Origin of the sequence: Hyphococcus sp., assembly GCF_965267305.1 — a bacterium.
GTDB lineage: Bacteria > Pseudomonadota > Alphaproteobacteria > Caulobacterales > Parvularculaceae > Hyphococcus.
Genome location: NZ_OZ253945.1, coordinates 1,339,719 through 1,357,430 on the forward strand (window position 1 = coordinate 1,339,719; position 17,712 = coordinate 1,357,430).

General features: G+C 60.7%; 16 protein-coding genes. 4 read left to right on the forward strand and 12 right to left on the reverse strand.

The features are described 5' to 3' along the window. Positions 1-39 precede the first annotated feature (39 nt). From ACQY5P_RS06355 to ACQY5P_RS06365, 3 genes are all read right to left on the reverse strand, one after another. Positions 40-1,719, reverse strand: a complete 1,680-nt coding sequence (locus ACQY5P_RS06355; RefSeq protein ID WP_428409895.1) for an ATP-binding protein — start codon at positions 1,717-1,719, stop codon at positions 40-42. A gap of 72 nt (positions 1,720-1,791) precedes the next feature. Beyond that, positions 1,792-2,487, reverse strand: a complete 696-nt coding sequence (locus ACQY5P_RS06360) for a response regulator transcription factor (protein WP_428409896.1) — start codon at positions 2,485-2,487, stop codon at positions 1,792-1,794. Positions 2,488-2,587: 100 nt separating this feature from the next. Next, positions 2,588-2,887, reverse strand: a complete 300-nt coding sequence (locus tag ACQY5P_RS06365) for a 4a-hydroxytetrahydrobiopterin dehydratase (RefSeq protein ID WP_428409897.1) — start codon at positions 2,885-2,887, stop codon at positions 2,588-2,590. 204 nt (positions 2,888-3,091) lie between these two features. On the opposite strand from ACQY5P_RS06365, the gene ACQY5P_RS06370 reads away from it, so the two are divergent. Next, positions 3,092-5,191 carry a TonB-dependent receptor gene (locus tag ACQY5P_RS06370; RefSeq protein WP_428409898.1) on the forward strand — a complete coding sequence of 700 codons (2,100 nt, stop codon included), beginning with the start codon at positions 3,092-3,094 and terminating at the stop codon, positions 5,189-5,191. Between the two features lie 448 nt (positions 5,192-5,639). On the opposite strand, the gene ACQY5P_RS06375 is transcribed toward ACQY5P_RS06370, so the two are convergent. Continuing rightward, the gene (locus ACQY5P_RS06375) at positions 5,640-7,187 is read right to left on the reverse strand and encodes a sodium-dependent transporter (protein ID WP_428409899.1); all 1,548 of its coding nucleotides are present in this window, start codon (positions 7,185-7,187) and stop codon (positions 5,640-5,642) included. Between the two features lie 181 nt (positions 7,188-7,368). Between ACQY5P_RS06375 and ACQY5P_RS06380 the strand changes: the two genes are divergently transcribed. Beyond that, positions 7,369-7,737: an Hpt domain-containing protein gene (locus tag ACQY5P_RS06380; RefSeq protein ID WP_428409900.1), complete on the forward strand. Its 369-nt coding sequence runs from the start codon at positions 7,369-7,371 to the stop codon at positions 7,735-7,737. A gap of 3 nt (positions 7,738-7,740) precedes the next feature. On the opposite strand, the gene rodA is transcribed toward ACQY5P_RS06380, so the two are convergent. The 6 genes from rodA to ACQY5P_RS06410 all read right to left on the reverse strand — a co-directional run bounded on the left by rodA (position 7,741) and on the right by ACQY5P_RS06410 (position 14,351). Beyond that, positions 7,741-8,886, reverse strand: a complete 1,146-nt coding sequence (rodA, locus tag ACQY5P_RS06385) for a rod shape-determining protein RodA (protein ID WP_428409901.1) — start codon at positions 8,884-8,886, stop codon at positions 7,741-7,743. 3 nt (positions 8,887-8,889) lie between these two features. After that, the gene (gene mrdA, locus ACQY5P_RS06390; RefSeq protein ID WP_428409902.1) at positions 8,890-10,833 is read right to left on the reverse strand and encodes a penicillin-binding protein 2; all 1,944 of its coding nucleotides are present in this window, start codon (positions 10,831-10,833) and stop codon (positions 8,890-8,892) included. Continuing rightward, entirely contained in the window at positions 10,834-11,346 is a 513-nt protein-coding gene (mreD, locus tag ACQY5P_RS06395) for a rod shape-determining protein MreD (protein WP_428409903.1), read from the reverse strand. Positions 11,347-11,351: 5 nt separating this feature from the next. Then, positions 11,352-12,320, reverse strand: a complete 969-nt coding sequence (gene mreC, locus ACQY5P_RS06400) for a rod shape-determining protein MreC (protein WP_428409904.1) — start codon at positions 12,318-12,320, stop codon at positions 11,352-11,354. Between the two features lie 62 nt (positions 12,321-12,382). Next, on the reverse strand, positions 12,383-13,423 hold the full coding sequence (locus tag ACQY5P_RS06405) for a rod shape-determining protein (protein WP_375203747.1): 1,041 nt from the start codon (positions 13,421-13,423) through the stop codon (positions 12,383-12,385). A 160-nt stretch (positions 13,424-13,583) separates the two neighbouring features. Continuing rightward, positions 13,584-14,351, reverse strand: a complete 768-nt coding sequence (locus ACQY5P_RS06410) for a TVP38/TMEM64 family protein (protein ID WP_428409905.1) — start codon at positions 14,349-14,351, stop codon at positions 13,584-13,586. 311 nt (positions 14,352-14,662) lie between these two features. On the opposite strand from ACQY5P_RS06410, the gene ACQY5P_RS06415 reads away from it, so the two are divergent. Beyond that, positions 14,663-15,358 (forward strand): lysozyme, encoded by a 696-nt coding sequence (locus ACQY5P_RS06415; RefSeq protein WP_428409906.1) that lies wholly within the window; start codon positions 14,663-14,665, stop codon positions 15,356-15,358. Here ACQY5P_RS06415 and ACQY5P_RS06420 read toward each other — a convergent pair. Both ACQY5P_RS06420 and miaA read right to left on the reverse strand, forming a co-directional pair. Beyond that, positions 15,355-15,819 (reverse strand): YybH family protein, encoded by a 465-nt coding sequence (locus tag ACQY5P_RS06420; protein ID WP_428409907.1) that lies wholly within the window; start codon positions 15,817-15,819, stop codon positions 15,355-15,357. The two genes, ACQY5P_RS06415 and ACQY5P_RS06420, sit on opposite strands and share 4 nt — an antisense overlap. Before the next feature lie 63 nt (positions 15,820-15,882). After that, positions 15,883-16,800: a tRNA (adenosine(37)-N6)-dimethylallyltransferase MiaA gene (gene miaA / locus ACQY5P_RS06425; RefSeq protein ID WP_428409908.1), complete on the reverse strand. Its 918-nt coding sequence runs from the start codon at positions 16,798-16,800 to the stop codon at positions 15,883-15,885. Between the two features lie 12 nt (positions 16,801-16,812). Here miaA and serB point away from each other — a divergent pair, with 12 nt between their 5' ends. Then, positions 16,813-17,712 (forward strand): phosphoserine phosphatase SerB, encoded by a 900-nt coding sequence (gene serB / locus ACQY5P_RS06430; RefSeq protein WP_428409909.1) that lies wholly within the window; start codon positions 16,813-16,815, stop codon positions 17,710-17,712.

Here is a 17,712-nt window from a genome sequence, read left to right on the forward strand (position 1 = left end):
CGTGTTTGTCCGCCGATGTCCACAAAAAAATACAAGCCGTTAACGGGCTGGAAGTTCGACCAAAAACCGCGCGCCTTTACGGGCGCTTTCGGCGTTGTCAGGCTCGACAAGCCGGTTTTCAGCGTAAATACGCCCGCCATGGGAATTGACAATTTGTCGCGAAATCGCAAGGCCGAGGCCGGAATTATTGCCGAATGCCGACCCCTTGGGGCGCTTGGTGTAAAACCGCTTGAAGATCGATTCCAGATTGTCCGGCGGAATGCCCGGCCCGTCATCTTCGACGGTGATGCGCGCGAGGCCGTTGCGCGCGGTCGGCGGATCGAGCATCACCCTGACTTCGCCGTCCGGCGGCGAGAAAGAACGCGCATTGTCGATGAGATTACGGATCACCTGGCTGAGAGCGCCCGGATTGCCCAGAACATAGGCCTCGCTCAACGGCTCGTTGAAAATGACTTTCGCCTGGCCTTCTCTGGTTGTTTCTCCATACATGGAGACGATGTCCTTGATCAGCTTGCCGACTTCGATCGCTTCGCGGCTTTCGCGCGCAAGCTCGGCGTCAAGACGGGACGCATTTGATATGTCGGTGATAAGGCGGTCCATGCGCGCCACGTCTTTCTGAATGACGGCCAGGAGCTTCTCCTGCTGCTCCGGCGTCTTGGCGATCTGCAGGGTCTCCGCCGCGCTGCGGATCGAGGTCAGCGGGTTCTTTAATTCGTGGGACACGTCCGCCGCGAAACTTTCGATCGCGTCGATGCGCGCGTAGATCGCCTGCGTCATCAGTTTCAGAGAACCAGAAAGCTCGCCGATTTCATCCTTGCGGTTGGTGAAGTCGGGAATACGCGCGCGGCCCGCAGCGGCGATGCCTTCGCGCACCTTGTCCGAGGCAATCGCAAGCTGGCGGATCGGCTGCGCGATCATGGTTGTCAGCAGCAAAGACGACAAAATCGCCGCCGCCACCGCCCAGCCGAAAAACGGCAGGATCGAGAGACGCGCGTCTTCCACCAGCACATCGATGCCGCCACTCTCCGCCGTCACAACGCCGTAAATCGCCTGCACCCTGCGGATCGGCACGGAGACGGACGCGACGAGTTCGCCCTCTTCATCGATGCGCACTGACGCGGCGCCGCGCTCCGCTGCAAAGGGCGATGAGGCAAGCGCCGCGTTGAGTTCGTCCTCGATCGAGCGGCGCGCCGCCTCCGCGCGATAGCCGCGCGAAAAGAACCGGGATACCCGGCGCCACAATCCCTCATCCTCAAGCCGCTGGATGATGGTAGTCTCCTGTTCGATCGGCGGTAGGGTCTGCGCAACGATTTCGTCCTGCCGCAGGACCACGTCTTCGAGCAGCAGCTGCCTTGCGTCGCTCACAGGCGGATCGGCGAAGGTCTGGGGCGCGTTGAATATCCGCACCCGGCCTTCAAAACTGTCCCAGACGCGGTTGAAAACCTCTCGCACATCGCGCTGGCTCAAAGAGAGCGCGCAAACCGCTTCCGCTTGCTGGATGGCGATGTCGGCGGCTTCCACCGGCTGGCAGGTTGTTTCGTCAATCGCAACTTGGGCTAGAACGTCGGCGATAATCTGGGCCTGGGCGCGCACGCCTTCGAGCTTCGCCTGGATGAGGCCGTCGCGATATTGCGTCAGCGCGAAAGAGCCAAGGAGCAGAATGACGAGGCCGATAAGATTAGCGAGGACAATGGTTAGCGTCAGCCGCGACACCGCCATTGGCGCGCGGAGGGGCGCACGGGGGGGCGCACGTCTTCGCCGCCCGATGCCGCCCTCATCAGCCATCCCTTATCAGGCGTCCTTGTATTTGTAGCCGACGCCGTAGAGCGTTTCGATGGAATCGAACTCCTTGTCGACCTGCCGGAATTTCTTGCGCACCCGTTTGATATGGCTGTCGATGGTGCGGTCGTCCACATAGACCTGATCGTCATAGGCGGCGTCCATCAGCGCATCGCGGCTTTTGACGAAACCCGGCCGCTGGGCGAGCGATTCGAGAATGAGAAACTCCGTCACCGTCAGAACGACCGGCTTGCCCTTCCAGGTGCAGGCGTGGCGCATGGGATCGAGCGTCAGCTCGCCCCGGCGCATGATTTTCTTTTCTTCTTCCTCGGTCGGCGTCTCGCCCGCCTGGCCGCGGCGCAGGACCGCCTTGACCCGCTCGAGCAGGAGGCGCTGGGAAAACGGTTTCTTGACGTAATCGTCGGCGCCCATAGTGAGCCCCAGAACCTCGTCGATCTCCTCATCCTTCGAGGTGAGGAAGATCAGGGGCAGGCTCGAATTCTGACGGATGCGGCGCAGCAGCTCCATACCGTCCATGGTCGGCATCTTGATGTCCGAGACAACCATATCCGGCGGCGTCACATTGATGTATTCCAGCGCCGCGGCGCCGTCCTCAAAGGTCTTTACCGTATGGCCCTCCGCCTCAAGGGCGATGGAAACGGAGGTCAGGATGTTTTCGTCGTCATCGACAAGCGCGATTGTCGCCATCTTTCATCAATCCCCTTGTGAATTCAAAATCTTACTAGATGGAGCCGCAGGCGTATAGAAGGCGCTCGCGAGGCGTTTTTATGACCGCGGACGCTTTTCTTCAGTCGTCCTCGCCCGCAGCCGCTTCGATAAAAGCGGCGAGCGCCACATCCCGCTCGGAAAGCCCGCCGGCGTCATGAGTCGTGAGCGTGATCTCGACCCGGTTGTAGACATTGAACCATTCGGGGTGATGATCGGCCTTTTCCGCGGCCAGCGCCACCCGGCTCATGAACCCCCAGGCCTCAATGAAATTGTCAAAAGCGAAGCTCTTTTTCACCGCGTCCCGGCTCTCGACTTCGGCCCAGCCGGGATGGTCCTTCAAAAAGGCGCTCCGTTCTTCAGGGCTCAGTTTCGCGACCATGCTTGCTCCGCTTGTTAGTGGCGCGCCCTGATGTAGGGGCGGCCGCAGCATTTGTCATGGCCTCTAGAAGTTGCCTGCCCCGCCATGACCTCTCCGGCGCGGCAAAAACGCTCCTTTGACCTAGCGCAATTGACAATCATTCGCAGGAAAGTTAGCCGGAATGATAATTATTCGCAATTCGCCCCCTGTCCGAAGAGTTATCCCATGTCGAAGCCCAGCCTTTTTTCCGCTGCAGCGGTGCTCGCCCTGATCGCCACGGCCGCCAGCGCTCAGGACGCGCCGCTTATCCAGGTCGCGGCGATCGATGAAGTCATCGTCGAGGGAAGATATCTTTCTCTGGACAAGTTGAACGCGGTGAAAACCCCGACGCCGATCATAGACATCCCGCAGAGCCTGTCGATCATCTCCGATGACCAAATCGCGGATCAGTCTTTCTTAAACATCGGCGACGTCCTTCGATATACGCCCGGTCTTTCGATCAGTCAGGGCGAAGGACACCGCGACGCGATCATCATTCGCGGCAACGAAACCACGGCGGACTTCTTTATCGACGGGCTTAGAGACGACGTTCAATATTTTCGCCCGCTCTATAATCTTGAACAGATCGAAATCCTGCGCGGGGCCAACGCCCTTCTCTTTGGCCGCGGCGGCGGCGGCGGCGTTATCAACCGCGTCACCAAGCGTCCCGACTACGAAGATCAGTTCGCGGGGCTCACCGCCAGCATTGACACGTTCGGCGCTTACAATCTCGCAGGCGACGTCAATTACGCCGCCGGCGACAGTGTCGCATTTCGCCTCAACGCTTTTTACGAAGGACTGAACAACCATCGCGATTATTTTGATGGCGAGCGTTACGCCGTCAATCCAACGCTTGCGTTCCAGGCGACGCCAGACACGGAAGTGCTTTTCTCCTACGAATATGTGAATGACGATCGCGTCGTGGACCGGGGCGTCCCATCCGTAGCCGTGGCCGACGGGCCCGACATTCCCCTTGAAGGATATGACAATACTTTCTTCGGATCCGCCGATCAAAACCGCACGACGCTTGAGGCCCATATCCTGCGCGGCCGGATCGACCATTCCTTTTCAGAGATCATGCGCGGAAACCTCACCGTGCAATATGCCGACTACGACAAGTTCTATCAGAACATTTACGCCGCAGGCTTCGACGCAGCAAACAGCATGGTGACCCTTGACGGCTATCAGGACTTCACCGACAGGCGCAATCTGATCGTTCAGGCCAATCTTGTCAGCGAATTCCAGACCGGCCCTTTCAGCCACACCGTTCTCCTTGGCGCTGAATATGGCGATCAGGACACGACCAATTCGCGCAACGACAATGCGTTCGCGGTCAATGATGACGACCAGATCACCATTCTTTTCACCGATCCGCTGGTGATCCCTGCATTCGCCTTTTCCGATCCCGCGCGGAACACTGCATCCGAGGTCGCCTTCACGTCGGTTTACATTCAGGATCAGATCGACATCACCGACAACTTCATCGTTATCCTAGGCGGAAGGTATGACCGTTTTGAAATCGACGCGAACGACATTGCCGCCGGCGCCGCCTTCAGTCGCACGGATGAAGAAGTCACGCCGCGGCTCGGCGCAATCTTCAAGCCTGCTGACAATGTTTCCTTCTACGCAAGCTACAGCGAAACATTCCTGCCGCGGTCAGGCGATCAGTTTCTGACGCTCGACCTCGACGCCGAGAGCACGCGTCCGCAGTTCTTTAAGAACAAGGAGATCGGCGCCAAATGGGACATCAAACCGGAGTTGAGCTTCACAGCGGCGCTGTTCGAACTCAACCGCGAGAGCTTTACCTCCGTCGATCCTGAAGATCCGGCGCAACTGATTATAATCAACGGTTCCGAAACAAAGGGCTTCGAGCTCGCACTGACTGGCCGCTTGACTGATCGCTGGCTAATCTCCTCCGGCTACAGCTATCTCGACGGCGAAGTGGACATCGTCGATGGCGGCGGCGCGGATGGCAACAGGACCCGCCAGACCCCGGAACATATGTTTTCGATCTGGAACAATGTTCAAGTCACGGATGCGCTTGGCTTCGGCCTTGGCGCAACCTACCAGGAGAGTTTTTTCGTAAACGAAGACAACGCTGTCGAGGTTCCGAGCTTCGTGCGCGTCGACGCGGCGCTTTATTATGATGTGAACGATCGCATTCGCTTACAGGTCAATCTGGAAAACCTGCTGAACGAGGATTACTTTCCGGATGCGCACAGCAATGACAACATCTCGACCGGCGAACCAGTCAACGCGCGCTTCACTATTTCCAGCAGATTCTAGAACGCAGCCTGCCCTGATCTGAGCATGGCTCCTCCAGCGCCATGGCGCCGGCCTGCTTCAAATGAAAAGGGCCGCCCGAAAGGACGGCCCTTAAAAGCCCTCTTACGGGGCTCCCGCGATTTCTTCAGCCCAAAAGCCTCAAGATCTCGTCAATCCGGCGGTCAAACGGCGTTCGAAGGCTGCTCCGAAGCGCGTTCTTTCCGCAAAGACCTCACAGGCTTCAAGAAATCACTCGACATCGGATCACCTCCTCTCGTTGATTGAAAGCTGGGGAAAGAATGAACCGCGCCGCGCCTCATGGCAAGGGGCGAAAGGTTAACGCAGGGCGCATTTTTTCGGAATACGTTGCGGCGCGGGGCAGCGCCTGAAAATCGAAGTTATACCGTGCACAGACGAAAAAGCCCGGCTTGCCAGCCGGGCTTTTTATGCAAGCGCTGCTCAGTTCTCTTTATGATGTTCCAACACCGATCATCGGCGCGATATAGGGAAGCCAGAGCACCGAATAGAAAATCACGATGAAGATGCCGAGGGGGCATACCCAGCGGATCAGGAAGCGCCAGCGTTTGAACCACGCTTCCGATTTAAATCCGATCGCCTCTCGCGCCGTCGAGGTGGAAACGATCCATCCGGCGAAGACTGCTGTGATGAAACCGGCGATCGGCAAGATGATGTCCGTCGTGGCGCTGAGGAAACTCAACAGCTCCATGTTTCTGAAAAGAACGATGTCGCCCAGCGGATGCCAAGTGTTCCAGAAAGTCGACTGATCTTCGCCATTGGGACCCGTCGCAGGCACCTGGCTCAGCGCATTGCCCACGCCGATGATAAAAACGACGAGACCGATGCCGCCAGCGGAGAAAATACGCTGATCGCTCTTCGTCTGCTCATCGACCCATTTTGTCGAGGTTTCCAGAAGAGCGATGGACGACGTGATCGCCGCAAAGAAGGCGAGCAGGAAAAACGCCAGACCGAAAAGCCCTCCGAAAGGCATCCCGTGGAAGGCGAGCGGCAGGGTCTGGAACATCAGAGTCGGGCCGGAGCCCGCTGCAAGACCCATGGCGAAAACGATCGGGAAGATCGCGAGGCCGGCGACAATGCCGACGCCCGTATCGGCGAGCGCCACGAGACGCGCCGAACGCGGCAAGTCCTGATCCTCGCGCATATAGGCGCCGTAAGTGGCCATCAGCGCCGAGCCAAGGCCGATGGAGAAAAAGGCCTGTCCCAGCGCCGCGGAAATCACCGACCCGTCCTGAATGCCGTGAAGGAGCCCGCGCCGGATCGTGCCGTCGGCAAGCTCCGTGTCGCCGATACGCACGCCAAGCAGGAAGTCGAGCCCCTGCGCCCTGTCGCCGGTGGCGAGCGCATAGAAGAACAAGATGACAAGGAGGATGAAAAAGGCCGGCATCAGCCAGGTGACCGCCGCCTCGATGCCGCCCTTGATGCCGCGCATGACGATAATGACCGTCAGCACCATGAAAATCGCATGATAGAGGATCATCCGGGAAGGATCGTTCAGAAGCTCGCCGAGTTTGGCGCTGACCTGTTCGTCGGTGAGGCTTTCGAAAGCCGGGGCCCAGAGCCCCGCCAGCCCGTTCGCGCCGATGGAAGTGAAGAGGCCGCCCCCGATCATCACCACATAGGCGATCACCCAGCCGGCGATGACGGAATAAAAGGTTAAGATAATGAAGGCGCCGAGCATCCCGATCCAGGATTGCAGCGACCATAGCGGAGAGCGCCCCTCGGCCTTGGCGATTTTAACCACGCTCCCGACCGCCGACATGCCGCCCCGGCGGCCGATGAAGAGCTCGGCGACGAGCACCGGCAGGCCGATCAGAATGACGCAGAGGACGTAAAACAGAACGAAGGCCCCGCCCCCGTTTTCGCCCGCCACATATGGAAAACGCCAAAGATTGCCGAGCCCCACCGAGGAGCCGATGGCGGCCATGATAAAGGCGGCCCTTGAGGACCAATGGGCGCCTTCGCCCGCACTGCCTTGCATAGATAATTTCCCCTTAAGACCTTAGACGCCAAATTGGCGTATTCTGCGATTTTAGACAAATTTTTACGTTTGTTAGCAAATATTGCTCAATTGCCCACCCGTAAAACGGTGGCAGGGGCCGACAGGGAGGCTGTAAAGGCGCGGAATAAGCGCCGAAACGCCGATTACGGGGACGAAAAGGGTGACTGAAGCGCAGGCAAAAAGCACGGCGACCATCGAAATGGACCAGATCGACAGCCTGATCGCGGCCGCCGGTGTGGATGGCACGAGAGCGATTCTCGATGCCTTTCAGCGCTCTACAACAGACCTCCTGAGCATGCTGGCGGACGGCGTGCGCGGCGGCGCCCTCGAGGACGCCTATCGCACGGCCCACGCCGTCAAAGGCTCGGCCGCCAATGTTGGCGCGCAAATGCTCGCGGAAACGGCGGCAGCCATTGAAAAAGCCTGCAAGGCCGGCGATGCGGCAAGCGCAGCGGAAATGCTCGGCGAGGCGCAGTCGCGTTTCGACCTCTTCTGCGTGCATTTCGAAGCGCATCTCGCGCAATACTGAACTCTAAAGATCTCCCGACCGGTACATGTCCTGATCGCGATGGACATAAGCGCTCATGACCAGGCCGAACGCCGCCATGATCGTTAGCATCACGGTGCCGCCATTGGAGACCAGCGGCAAAGGCACGCCGACAACCGGCGCGAGTCCCATGACCATGCCTGTGTTGATCAGTACGTACAGCGTAAAGGTTCCGACGACGCCGATGGTCATCATGCGCGCGAAATGCAGTTTCGACTGCATGGCGATGGAAAGCCCGGCGTAGATTACGGCGAGATAAAGCAGCAAAAGACTGACCGCCCCGACGAAGCCGAACTCTTCGCCGAAAACGGTGAAGATGAAGTCGGTCTGCATTTCCGGCAGGAATTTCAGCTGCGCCTGCGTGCCCTCCATAAAGCCCTTGCCCGTAAGCCCGCCTGAGCCGATGCCGGTCTTCGACTGCAACAGGTGATAGCCCTGCCCCAACGGATCTCGCTCGGGATCGAGGAAGGTTGTAATCCGCTTGAGCTGATATTCTTTCAGCACGTCGAAACGGTAAGCCGCATAGCCGGCGGCGAGGCCGCCGAGAACGCCGAGGAAGCCGATGCGCCAGGAAAGCCCAGCAACGAAAATCATAATCGCGCCTGTCGCCGCGAGCAGCAGCGCCGTGCCGAGGTCGGGCTGGATGAAAATGAGACCGACCGGCGCGCCGACCATCAGGGCGGGCGGGATGAGATAGAGTATGTGCGAAACCTGCTCGGCGCGGAGTCCGTGATAATAGCGCGCAAGCCCGAGCACGAGGCCGATCTTCATCGCTTCCGACGGCTGGAACTGCAAGCCGCCGAATTCGATCCAGCGCCGCGCGCCCATATTGACTTCGCCGATGAACGGCACCGCGACGAGGGCAAGGAGCGCGGCGAAATAAGCGGGATAGGCAAGCGCCATCCAGTAACGGATCGGCACCATGGCAATGCCGATCAGAACGCCGAGCGCAGCGAGATATCTGAGGCCGTGCTTCATCGCCCAGGGCTGCCAGTTGCCTTCGGCGACCGAGTAAAGCGTGACGACGCCAGCGCCCGCAATGATCGAGAGCAAAATAATCAGTGGCCAATGCAGGCGGGATAACTTGTCGCGAACACCGCGGCGGCGGCCGGGAAGAATGATCGACGACATCGCCTAACTCTCCCTTGCGCCGGAAATGCGAACCAGCGAGCGCGGATCGAGCGGCGTGCGGGATGCAGGATCCTTTTCAGCCACCGCCTTCATGATGTCGCGCGCCTTCGGTCCGGCCGCACGGCTGCCGCCGATGCCGTGTTCGACGACGACGGAACACGCATAGCGCGGATTGTCGTAAGGCATATAGCAAACGAACAGGGCGTGGTCGCGCCGCGCCCAGGGCAAATCCTCGGGCTCGGCAAGACCGCGGGCCCGGTCCTCCGCGGTGATCGCATAAACCTGACTGGTGCCGGTCTTGCCGGCGAGCTGCCATTCGGGATCATCGAGTCGCGAGCGCGCGGCGGTGCCGTATTCGTTGGTGACCGCGTTCATGCCGGCGCGCACGACCGCAAGATGATCCTGATCCACATCGATCAACGGCGCTTCGGGCGGGGGGAGAATGAGATCGCCGACCGCGCGCACGAGGCGCGGGCGCACCGCCCTGCCAGTGGCTAGGCGCGCCGTCATCACCGCAAGCTGCAACGGCGTCGATGTCACATAACCCTGCCCGATGATGCAGGAGAGCGTTTCGCCCTGAAACCATGGCTGTTGCGCCGGATTGCCGGCGAAGTATTCGCGCTTCCAGGCGCGGTCGGGAATGACGCCCCGCTGCTGACCGGGGATGCCGAGCTCGTAGGTCTGGCCGAGACCGAACTGGCGCGCCGTTTCCGCGAGAACATCGATCTCCAGCGTTTTCGCAACGTCATAGAAGAACGTGTCGCAGGAATGCTTGAGCGCGTCCTTCATGTTGACGGTTCCGTGGCCGCCGCGCTTCCAGCAATGGAAATAGCGGTTGCCGTACCAGACGCGCCCGCTGCAATGAACGCTGTGGCCGGGTTTCACCCCGGCGCGCTGGGCGGCGATGGTGGAGATCAGCTTGAAGGTCGAACCCGGCGGGTAAACGCCGGAGAGCGGTTTGTTCAAAAGCGGCTTGTAGGGGCTTTCGTTGAGCTCTTTCCAGAGCTCAGGATCGATGCCCACATTGAAATCGTTCGGATTGAACGCAGGCGTTGACGCAAGAACGAGAATGTCGCCGGTGACGACATCGATCACCACGGCGGCGGCGCTCTGCGGCTCGTCCGGCATGCGCTCTGCAGGTACGGACAACACCTCCATGGCGTGCGCCTGCAATTCGGAATCGATGGTCAGCGTCAATGTGCGTCCCTGCACCGGGGGGACGGCGCTGTCGGTCATTTCCTCAATGACGCGGCCATGGGCGTTGATCTTGACGTTCATGGCGCCGGCTTCGCCGCGGAGCTCTTCCTCGTAGGTGCGCTCAAGTCCTTCGCGCCCGACTTTGAACCCGGGTTGGCGGAGCAGCAGGCGATCTTCGTCGCTCTCCTGCGCGGCGAGATCGCGTTCGGTGACCGCGCCCACATAGCCGATCACGAACGCCGCATCGGCGCCGTAAGGATAATCGCGCGTCTCTCCCACATCGGGCAGCACGCCGGAGAGATGCGGCAGCTCGAAATTGAGTTTCGAAAAATTCTCCCAGGAGAGATTGTCGGCGATCTGCACCGGCGTGAACGCCCCGCGGCGGCGGATTTCACGCATGATGCGCGCGCGCTTTTCCTCGCTGACGGGCGTGATCTTGTTGATCTTGTCGAGGATCGCATCGACGTCCCTCGCCTGCTCCGGCACGAGGAGCACGCGGAAGTTCTTGCGGTTCGAGGCTAGAGGCGCGCCGAAGCGGTCGACGATTTCGCCGCGCAGGGGCGTCAGGACCCGGCGGTTGAACTGGTTCTCCTGCGCGAGGTCCAGATATTTCTGATGATCAGCGACCTGAAGCTGATAGAGCCGCGCCGCGATCCCGCCGAACAAAAGGGTGACGCCGCCGCCCAGGAGCATGGTGCGGCGGGAAACCGTTTCCTGACGTTCCGGATCATGTGCGTTCACGCCGGCCATTTACGCCTCCACCAGCACGCGGCGGTGCAGTTCGCCGAAGACCGCGCCGAACAGCGGATAGATGGCGACCGTCGCCGCCAGTTGCAACAGAAGGAAACGCACAGGCAATAACACGCCGGACATAAGACTCATCACGAGCCATAGAATAAGCCCGGCGCCGAGCGCTGCAAAGGCGAAACCGATCCAGACGACCTTTTGTTCGCGGCCCAGGAAATAGGCGCGCTGGGACATCACGATGAATTGCGTGACAAGGTAAACCGCCGGCCAGAGCCCCAAAGGCCCGCCGGTTAACAGATCCTGTAAAAGCCCAATGAAAAAGACGCTGAGGGGCGGCAGATAGTCCGGCCCGTAAACCGACCAGAAAAAAACGATGACCAGCGGAATGATCGGCGTCGGCGCAAAGCCCTCGAAGAGCCGGACCGGCGTTGCGAGCATGAGGACGCCAAGAAGTCCTAGAACGGTCGGCGCCGCCGCTTTCATCAGCCGGAAAAGATTTTCCGCGCGATAGCCCATGGGGCCTAACCCTCCGCCGGAATTTGCGTAGCCTCGCCGCCTTCAGCGGCGTCGGTTTCAGTCTGCGCCCCGGCTTCCGCATCCGCTTGCGCTTCTTCTTCAAGCGCCTCTTCTTCAGCGGGAACCGGCTCCACCGCAGGGAACGCATAATTGATGACGCGCACCATGCGTGTGCGAGCGTAATTGGCGTAAAGATCGACCGTGATGTCGCCGCGGCTTTCGCCGGTGACGACGCCAACCGGCAGGCCGCGCGGAAGCGCGCCGCCGGCGCCGGAAGTCAGCACCCGCTCTCCCGGTTCGGCCTCGGCGTCTTCGGCGCTCGCGCTGAAACTGATGACAGGACGCGCGCGCGTGTTGCCCACCAGGATGCCTTCCACATCCGTCCCTTCCACATAGACCGGAATGCGGCTTTGAATGTCGGTGAGAAGGAGCACGCGCGAGGCGTCGCCGCCCGCCTCGACAATGCGGCCCACAAGGCCGTTCTCGTCCACCACCGCCTGGCCGACCTCGACGTTATTGGCGCGGCCGGCGTTGACAATCATGGAGCGGGCGAAGGCGTCATTGGATTCGCCGATGACGAAGGCGCTGATCGGCTGCGCTTCCGGCGGCGCCAAATAGCCTTTCAACGCTTCGTAGGATGCAACGGTTTCCCGCAGTTCGAGCGCCTCGTTCATCCACTGGCGCAGTTCGGCGTTTTCCTGCCGCAGCGCCTCGTTCTGCTCCATCACGCTGAAATAGTCGCCGATGGAGCCGAAGACGCCGTTTACATAGGCGATGGGTCCGGAAAACAGCGTAAGCACGGGCGAGGCTGCGTCCATCACGCCTTCGCGGGCTTTTTTGAAAACCGACGCCTGCGCCGAGTAAAGGCTCGACAACAGCAAAAGCACTGAGACGAGGATGAGCAAAATCAGGACGAAGCGGGAATGCGCTTTCCGTCCCAGCCCCTCCCTGCGGTCCTGCCCGAGATATTCCATGCTTAGCGAACGTATTCCGTTTGGTTGCGCCGTTCTCGCTCGCTTGCATCAGGGGACGCGCCCTAGATTGCGGAAGAGAGAACGCCGCGCATTGCTTTCGTGTTTTCCAGCGCCGCGCCGGTGCCGAGCGCCACGCAGGAGAGCGGGTCGTCGGCGACAGAAACCGGCAGGCCGGTTTCATCACGCAGCACCTGATCGAGATTCTTGAGGAGCGCCCCGCCCCCAGTCAACATGATTCCCGTGTCGACGATATCGGCGGCGAGTTCCGGCGGCGTCGCTTCGAGGGCGACCTTGACCGCTTCGATGATGGCGCTGACCGGTTCCGCGAGGGCTTCGGCGACCTGCGCCTCGCCGATGCGGACTTCCTTGGGCACGCCATGCATCAGGTCGCGGCCTTTGATCTGGATGGTGACGCCCGAGCCTTCGGTGGGGATCATGGCGCTGCCGACTTCCTTCTTGATCCGCTCCGCCGAGGCTTCGCCGATCAGAAGGTTGTACATGCGGCGGATATAGCCGACGACCGCATCGTCCATCTTGTCGCCGCCGACGCGCACGGAGCGCGAATAAACAATGCCGCCGAGCGAGAGGACCGCGACTTCCGTGGTGCCGCCGCCGATGTCAACGACCATGGAGCCGGTGGGCTCGGTGACGGGAAGACCGGCGCCGATGGCGGCGGCCATGGGTTCTTCGATGAGTTCGACTTTGCGCGCGCCGGCGGACAGCGCCGACTCTTGAATCGCGCGGCGCTCAACCGCCGTCGCGCCGGACGGCACGCAGACGACGATCCGCGGCGACGCGAAAGAACGGCGGTTGTGAACCTTGCGGATGAAGTGCTTGATCATCGCCTCGGCGACTTCGAAGTCGGCGATGACGCCGTCGCGCATGGGGCGGATCGCTTCGATCTCGCCCGGCGTGCGGCCCAGCATTTCTTTCGCTTCATTGCCTACGGCGCGGACGATCTTGCGGCCTTGACGGGTCTCGATGGCGACGACGGAAGGCTCGTTGAGAACGATGCCGCGACCTTTGACGTAAACGAGGGTGTTGGCCGTGCCGAGGTCGATGGCCATGTCCGCTGAAAGCATGCCGAACAGAGTGGAAAGCATTGGGCTGGTCCTATTCGCAGGTACTGAAAGTCACGGACGGTCTTATCCTTAATGCGTTCCTAAATCGTCAACAAAAGCCAAAACGCGAGGCTTTTCGCAGGGAGTTTCGGCTCTATGTCATTTACGGTCTAACAAGATTCTTTAACCCGCGCAGATTTCCTTAATAAACATTTTCCCGCTTGCGAAGGCGTCTGTAGAGCCAGCGGACGAGGATCAGGAAGCCGAGCCAGCCGACAACGATCAGCGCCACGATGGAAAGATGCGCGGGATCCCTTGTGGTGAAGAAATCGACCACCCCGGCGACCCCGTCTTTGAGGGCGTTCGCGTCCGGCGTGAAGGCTGCGAGGAAGGCCACTACCAGAATTTTCGGAATAATGCCGACGCCTGTGCCCGTCCAGAATTTCCACATGGGGATGTGCGCCGCGCCCGCCGCCGCATTGACGACGATAAAGGGCGCCGAGGGCACCACGCGGACGAGGCCGCTGGCGATGATCCCGTGACGGCCGATGAAATCGATCGTGCGCTGCACACGCTCGCCGCCGAAACGCCGGACCCAGCGCCCGCCGAGGAAATGGCCTAATCCGAAAGTCAGCGTCGCGCTCGCCATGGTGGCGATCCAGGAATAGATCGCGCCGTCGCGCGGCCCGAACACCACAACCGTCGCCGTGATCAGGAGAATTTGAGGAAAACCGGTGAGCGCCAGAAAGGCGAAAATCGAAATCACGCCGAGGATCGCCCATCTCGATTCCGCCGCCTTCATCAGCATCCGGCTCAACTCGCCGTCGCGCTCGAGATTGAGCCATTGCTGGCCGTAAGCGAGCATCAAGACGACAAACGCCAGAAGAAGGACAGACACCGCCAGGGAGGTGATCGCCTTGGCGTCCATAGATGTCAGAAAGCGCCCGAGACGGCGCAGAAACTCGACCATACCCTCAAGGGTCCCGCTTTACGCTGAACCGGCCGTCACGCACCCCGCCACGCGAATTCGCCTGGTCCCACGGTTTTGGCGCGCCCGGCCGAATCCACGACCTTTGCGCCAGTTTACCCGATGGGCCCGCCTTCTCCATCCCCGGACGGCCCGTTAATTGGTGTGATTAAATAACGCCACCTCACAACGAATGCAATCGCGCATTAACCTTTCGCTCCTTGTTGATTTGATCTTTGCGTTCGCAGCCGTCAGCATGAGCTGGGGAAAAGGCGCGGCATCGGCCGGGCCGGGGCAAAGAGGGGTGCAATCTGATGCGTTTCCGGCTCGTTGTCTGGCTGTTATTGTTCGTGCTGGGTCTCTTTGTGGGCGACCGCTACGGCCTTCCGGGCTGGGCGCGGTCCGCGGCCGACGGGGCCTTTTCCAGCGTTGAGGGATGGTTCGGACGGCTCGGCGAGCCGATCCCGGAAAGCGACGCCCCCATTGCTGATGAAGCGGCGGAAACCACAGGCCCTGTCGAGACAATTACGCCGCCGGCGACTCCGGCTTCCGGCGATCTCGGCAACGCCGCCAATGCCGGTCTGCACATGAACGACGCAGGTCTTCAGATCATCAAGGACAGCGAAAGCCTGCGCCTCGACGCCTACAGCGCCGGCGGCCAATGGCTGATCGGCTACGGCCACAGCCGCACCGCGCAAGCCGGCATGACGATAACGGAAGCGCAAGCCGAAAAGTTGCTGCGCGAGGATGTGCGCGCATCGGAAGACGCGGTGAAAAAAATGGTCCTTGTGCCGCTTAATGAAAACCAGTTCTCCGCCCTCGTCTCCCTCGCCTACAATATGGGATCGGGCGGATTTTCGCGCAGCACCGTTCTCGCCGCGCTCAATCAAGGCGACTACGCCCAAGCCGCCGACAATTTCCGCAATCACAACAGAGGCGGCGGGCAAGTCATTGCGCATCTGACGGAGCGCCGCGAAAAAGAGCGCGCGCTTTTCCTCACTCCCGCTTAATCTGCGGGTTCAGGCGCAGGCCCCTGATTGCCGATATCGGCGATGAATTTCCACTCGCCGCCATCCTTGCGCCAGATGGAGACATATTTTCCGTATGAGGACGTATCACCGTCCTCGCCTGGCGCCGTGAAGACATAGGTTCCCCAAGTGTAGCCGAAATCGCCGCTTGAGGCTGCGGCGCCGGTCATCGGCGTCCACTCAAGCGTCGCGCCCTCTGGCCAGGTCGCAAAGCGCTCGATCAGCGCAGCACGGCCGGTATAGGACGCGCTTCCTTCAGGGAACATGCGCACATCTTCGGCGGCGTAGGCGGCGAAGGCTGTGGGAACGCCATCTTCTTGCGCCATCGCCGCAAAGGCGCTGTCCGCATCAAGCATCTCCTCAACAGGGTCTGCATGGGCAACTGAGATTATCGCCGCAACGGCGAACGCCGCCCCGGCCACTAAATTTTTCATCTTATCCATGGGGCATTCTCCTCCTGCCGCTGACGCAAAACTAGCGGCAAAACGGCGAAACGCCGCGTCACGTTACAGTGAACCGAGCTGTTCCAAAATACACGCTTCAGCGTCTTCCGCAGTTGCCGCGCGCGGCCAGTCCGCGGCCTGATTGCGAAACCATGTGAGCTGGCGCTTTGCAAAACGCCGCGTGTTCTGCTGCAGCATCTGGAGCGCCTCTGTTTCGTCCATATCGCCGCGCAACATGGCGGCGATTTCGGGAACGCCGAGCGCTTTCATCACCGGGAGGGCGGGATCGAGATTGCGTTCGAGAAGCGCCCTTACCTCTTCAACGCCGCCTTGCCGCATCATCTCCACCGCCCGCGCATCGCAGCGCGCATAAAGAACATCTCGCGGCGGTTCGATAACGATGCGCGCATCCACCTTGTCGATCAGCGGTTCGCGCTGCTGCGCCTGATGCCAGGACAGGGGCTTGCCCGTCGCCCGAAAAACCTCCCAGGCGCGGATCAGGCGCTGGCTGTCGCCGGCGGGCAGCCGCGCCATATCCGGATCATGCGCCACCACTTCCTCGCGAAACGCTTCCGGTCCCAACTCCCGGCGCCGCGCCTCAGCCTCCGCTCTTGTCGCCCCCGGGGTTTCCGGTATGGGCGACAGCCCCTCTTCGAGCGCGCGGAAATAGAGCCCGGTCCCGCCGCAGACCACTGCAACCTTCCCCTGCTGCTGACACTGATATAACACATCTTTGGCCAAACGCGCCCAGCGCCCGGCGGAACACCGCTCAACCCCTTGCAATACGCCATAAAGCCGGTGCGGCGCTTTGACCTCGTCATCCGCAGTTGGTCGGGCTGTTATAACATTCAAATCGCCATAGACTTGCATGGCGTCAGCGTTGATGACTTCGCCGCCAAGGGTCCGGGCGAGCGCCAGCGCGGCCGCCGATTTGCCACTGGCGGTCGGTCCTGCGATGAAGATGAGACCCGGCTTTTTCAAGAATCAATCCGTATGAAGTTTGTTGTTTCGCTTATCACGAACCCGACGAAAGAAACGATCGGGCCTGAGCTGCTGGAGCGGTTTCTGGCGGTTCTCGAACCGTATCTGGAAGCCGGCCACGCCGTTGAGGAACTGTCGCCGGGCGAGGCTTATGACATAGCGCTTGTCGAACATCCAAGGCCGGATTTCCTGCCCCGCATCGCCGAGATCGCCGTTCACGCGCGCGTCGACGCCAATGTCGTCCCCGCCGCGAACCGCCGGAAAAAGCTGCTGATCGCCGACATGGATTCAACAATCATCGAACAGGAATGCATCGACGAGCTGGCGGAGTTCGCCGGCAAGCGTAAGGAGATATCGGAGATCACCGCAAAGGCGATGCGCGGCGAACTCGATTTCGAAGGCGCCCTCACCGAGCGCGTCGCCATGCTAAAAGGGCTTTCCGAAAGCGTGCTGGAAGAGACTTTTGCAAAGCGCATCACCCTGACGCCGGGCGCGGAGACGCTTGTCAAAACCATGAACGAACGGGGCGGCGTCACGGCGCTCGTCTCCGGCGGCTTCACCTTTTTCACGTCGCGCATCGCAAAGCGCGTCGGCTTTGTTCATCAGCAAGCGAATGAATTGCTGATCGAGGAGGGCCGCCTCAGCGGGAAAGTCAAACTGCCGATCCTCGGTCAGGCGGCGAAGCTCGACGCGCTTGAAGCCCTCTCCGCAAAACACAATGTGCCGATGGCCGAAACCATGGCCGTTGGGGACGGCGCCAACGATCTCGCGATGCTGGGGCGATCAGGGCTTGGGGTTGCGTTTCACGCAAAGCCCGCGGTGGCGCAATCGGCGGAAGCGCGCATCCATCATGGCGATCTCACCGCCCTGCTCTATCTGCAGGGCATTCCAAAATCGGAATTCATTCGCTGA

What these genes read in the sequence shown, in the direction of transcription:
- ACQY5P_RS06355 (WP_428409895.1), bottom strand. Translation starts at nt 1,719, where the DNA reads ATGGCGGTGTCGCGGCTGACGCTAACCATTGTCCTCGCTAATCTTATC.
- ACQY5P_RS06360 (WP_428409896.1), bottom strand. Translation starts at nt 2,487, where the DNA reads ATGGCGACAATCGCGCTTGTCGATGACGACGAAAACATCCTGACCTCC.
- ACQY5P_RS06365 (WP_428409897.1), bottom strand. Translation starts at nt 2,887, where the DNA reads ATGGTCGCGAAACTGAGCCCTGAAGAACGGAGCGCCTTTTTGAAGGAC.
- ACQY5P_RS06370 (WP_428409898.1), top strand. Translation starts at nt 3,092, where the DNA reads ATGTCGAAGCCCAGCCTTTTTTCCGCTGCAGCGGTGCTCGCCCTGATC.
- ACQY5P_RS06375 (WP_428409899.1), bottom strand. Translation starts at nt 7,187, where the DNA reads ATGCAAGGCAGTGCGGGCGAAGGCGCCCATTGGTCCTCAAGGGCCGCC.
- rodA (WP_428409901.1), bottom strand. Translation starts at nt 8,886, where the DNA reads ATGTCGTCGATCATTCTTCCCGGCCGCCGCCGCGGTGTTCGCGACAAG.
- mrdA (WP_428409902.1), bottom strand. Translation starts at nt 10,833, where the DNA reads ATGGCCGGCGTGAACGCACATGATCCGGAACGTCAGGAAACGGTTTCC.
- mreD (WP_428409903.1), bottom strand. Translation starts at nt 11,346, where the DNA reads ATGGGCTATCGCGCGGAAAATCTTTTCCGGCTGATGAAAGCGGCGGCG.
- mreC (WP_428409904.1), bottom strand. Translation starts at nt 12,320, where the DNA reads ATGGAATATCTCGGGCAGGACCGCAGGGAGGGGCTGGGACGGAAAGCG.
- ACQY5P_RS06405 (WP_375203747.1), bottom strand. Translation starts at nt 13,423, where the DNA reads ATGCTTTCCACTCTGTTCGGCATGCTTTCAGCGGACATGGCCATCGAC.
- ACQY5P_RS06410 (WP_428409905.1), bottom strand. Translation starts at nt 14,351, where the DNA reads ATGGTCGAGTTTCTGCGCCGTCTCGGGCGCTTTCTGACATCTATGGAC.
- ACQY5P_RS06415 (WP_428409906.1), top strand. Translation starts at nt 14,663, where the DNA reads ATGCGTTTCCGGCTCGTTGTCTGGCTGTTATTGTTCGTGCTGGGTCTC.
- ACQY5P_RS06420 (WP_428409907.1), bottom strand. Translation starts at nt 15,819, where the DNA reads ATGGATAAGATGAAAAATTTAGTGGCCGGGGCGGCGTTCGCCGTTGCG.
- serB (WP_428409909.1), top strand. Translation starts at nt 16,813, where the DNA reads ATGAAGTTTGTTGTTTCGCTTATCACGAACCCGACGAAAGAAACGATC.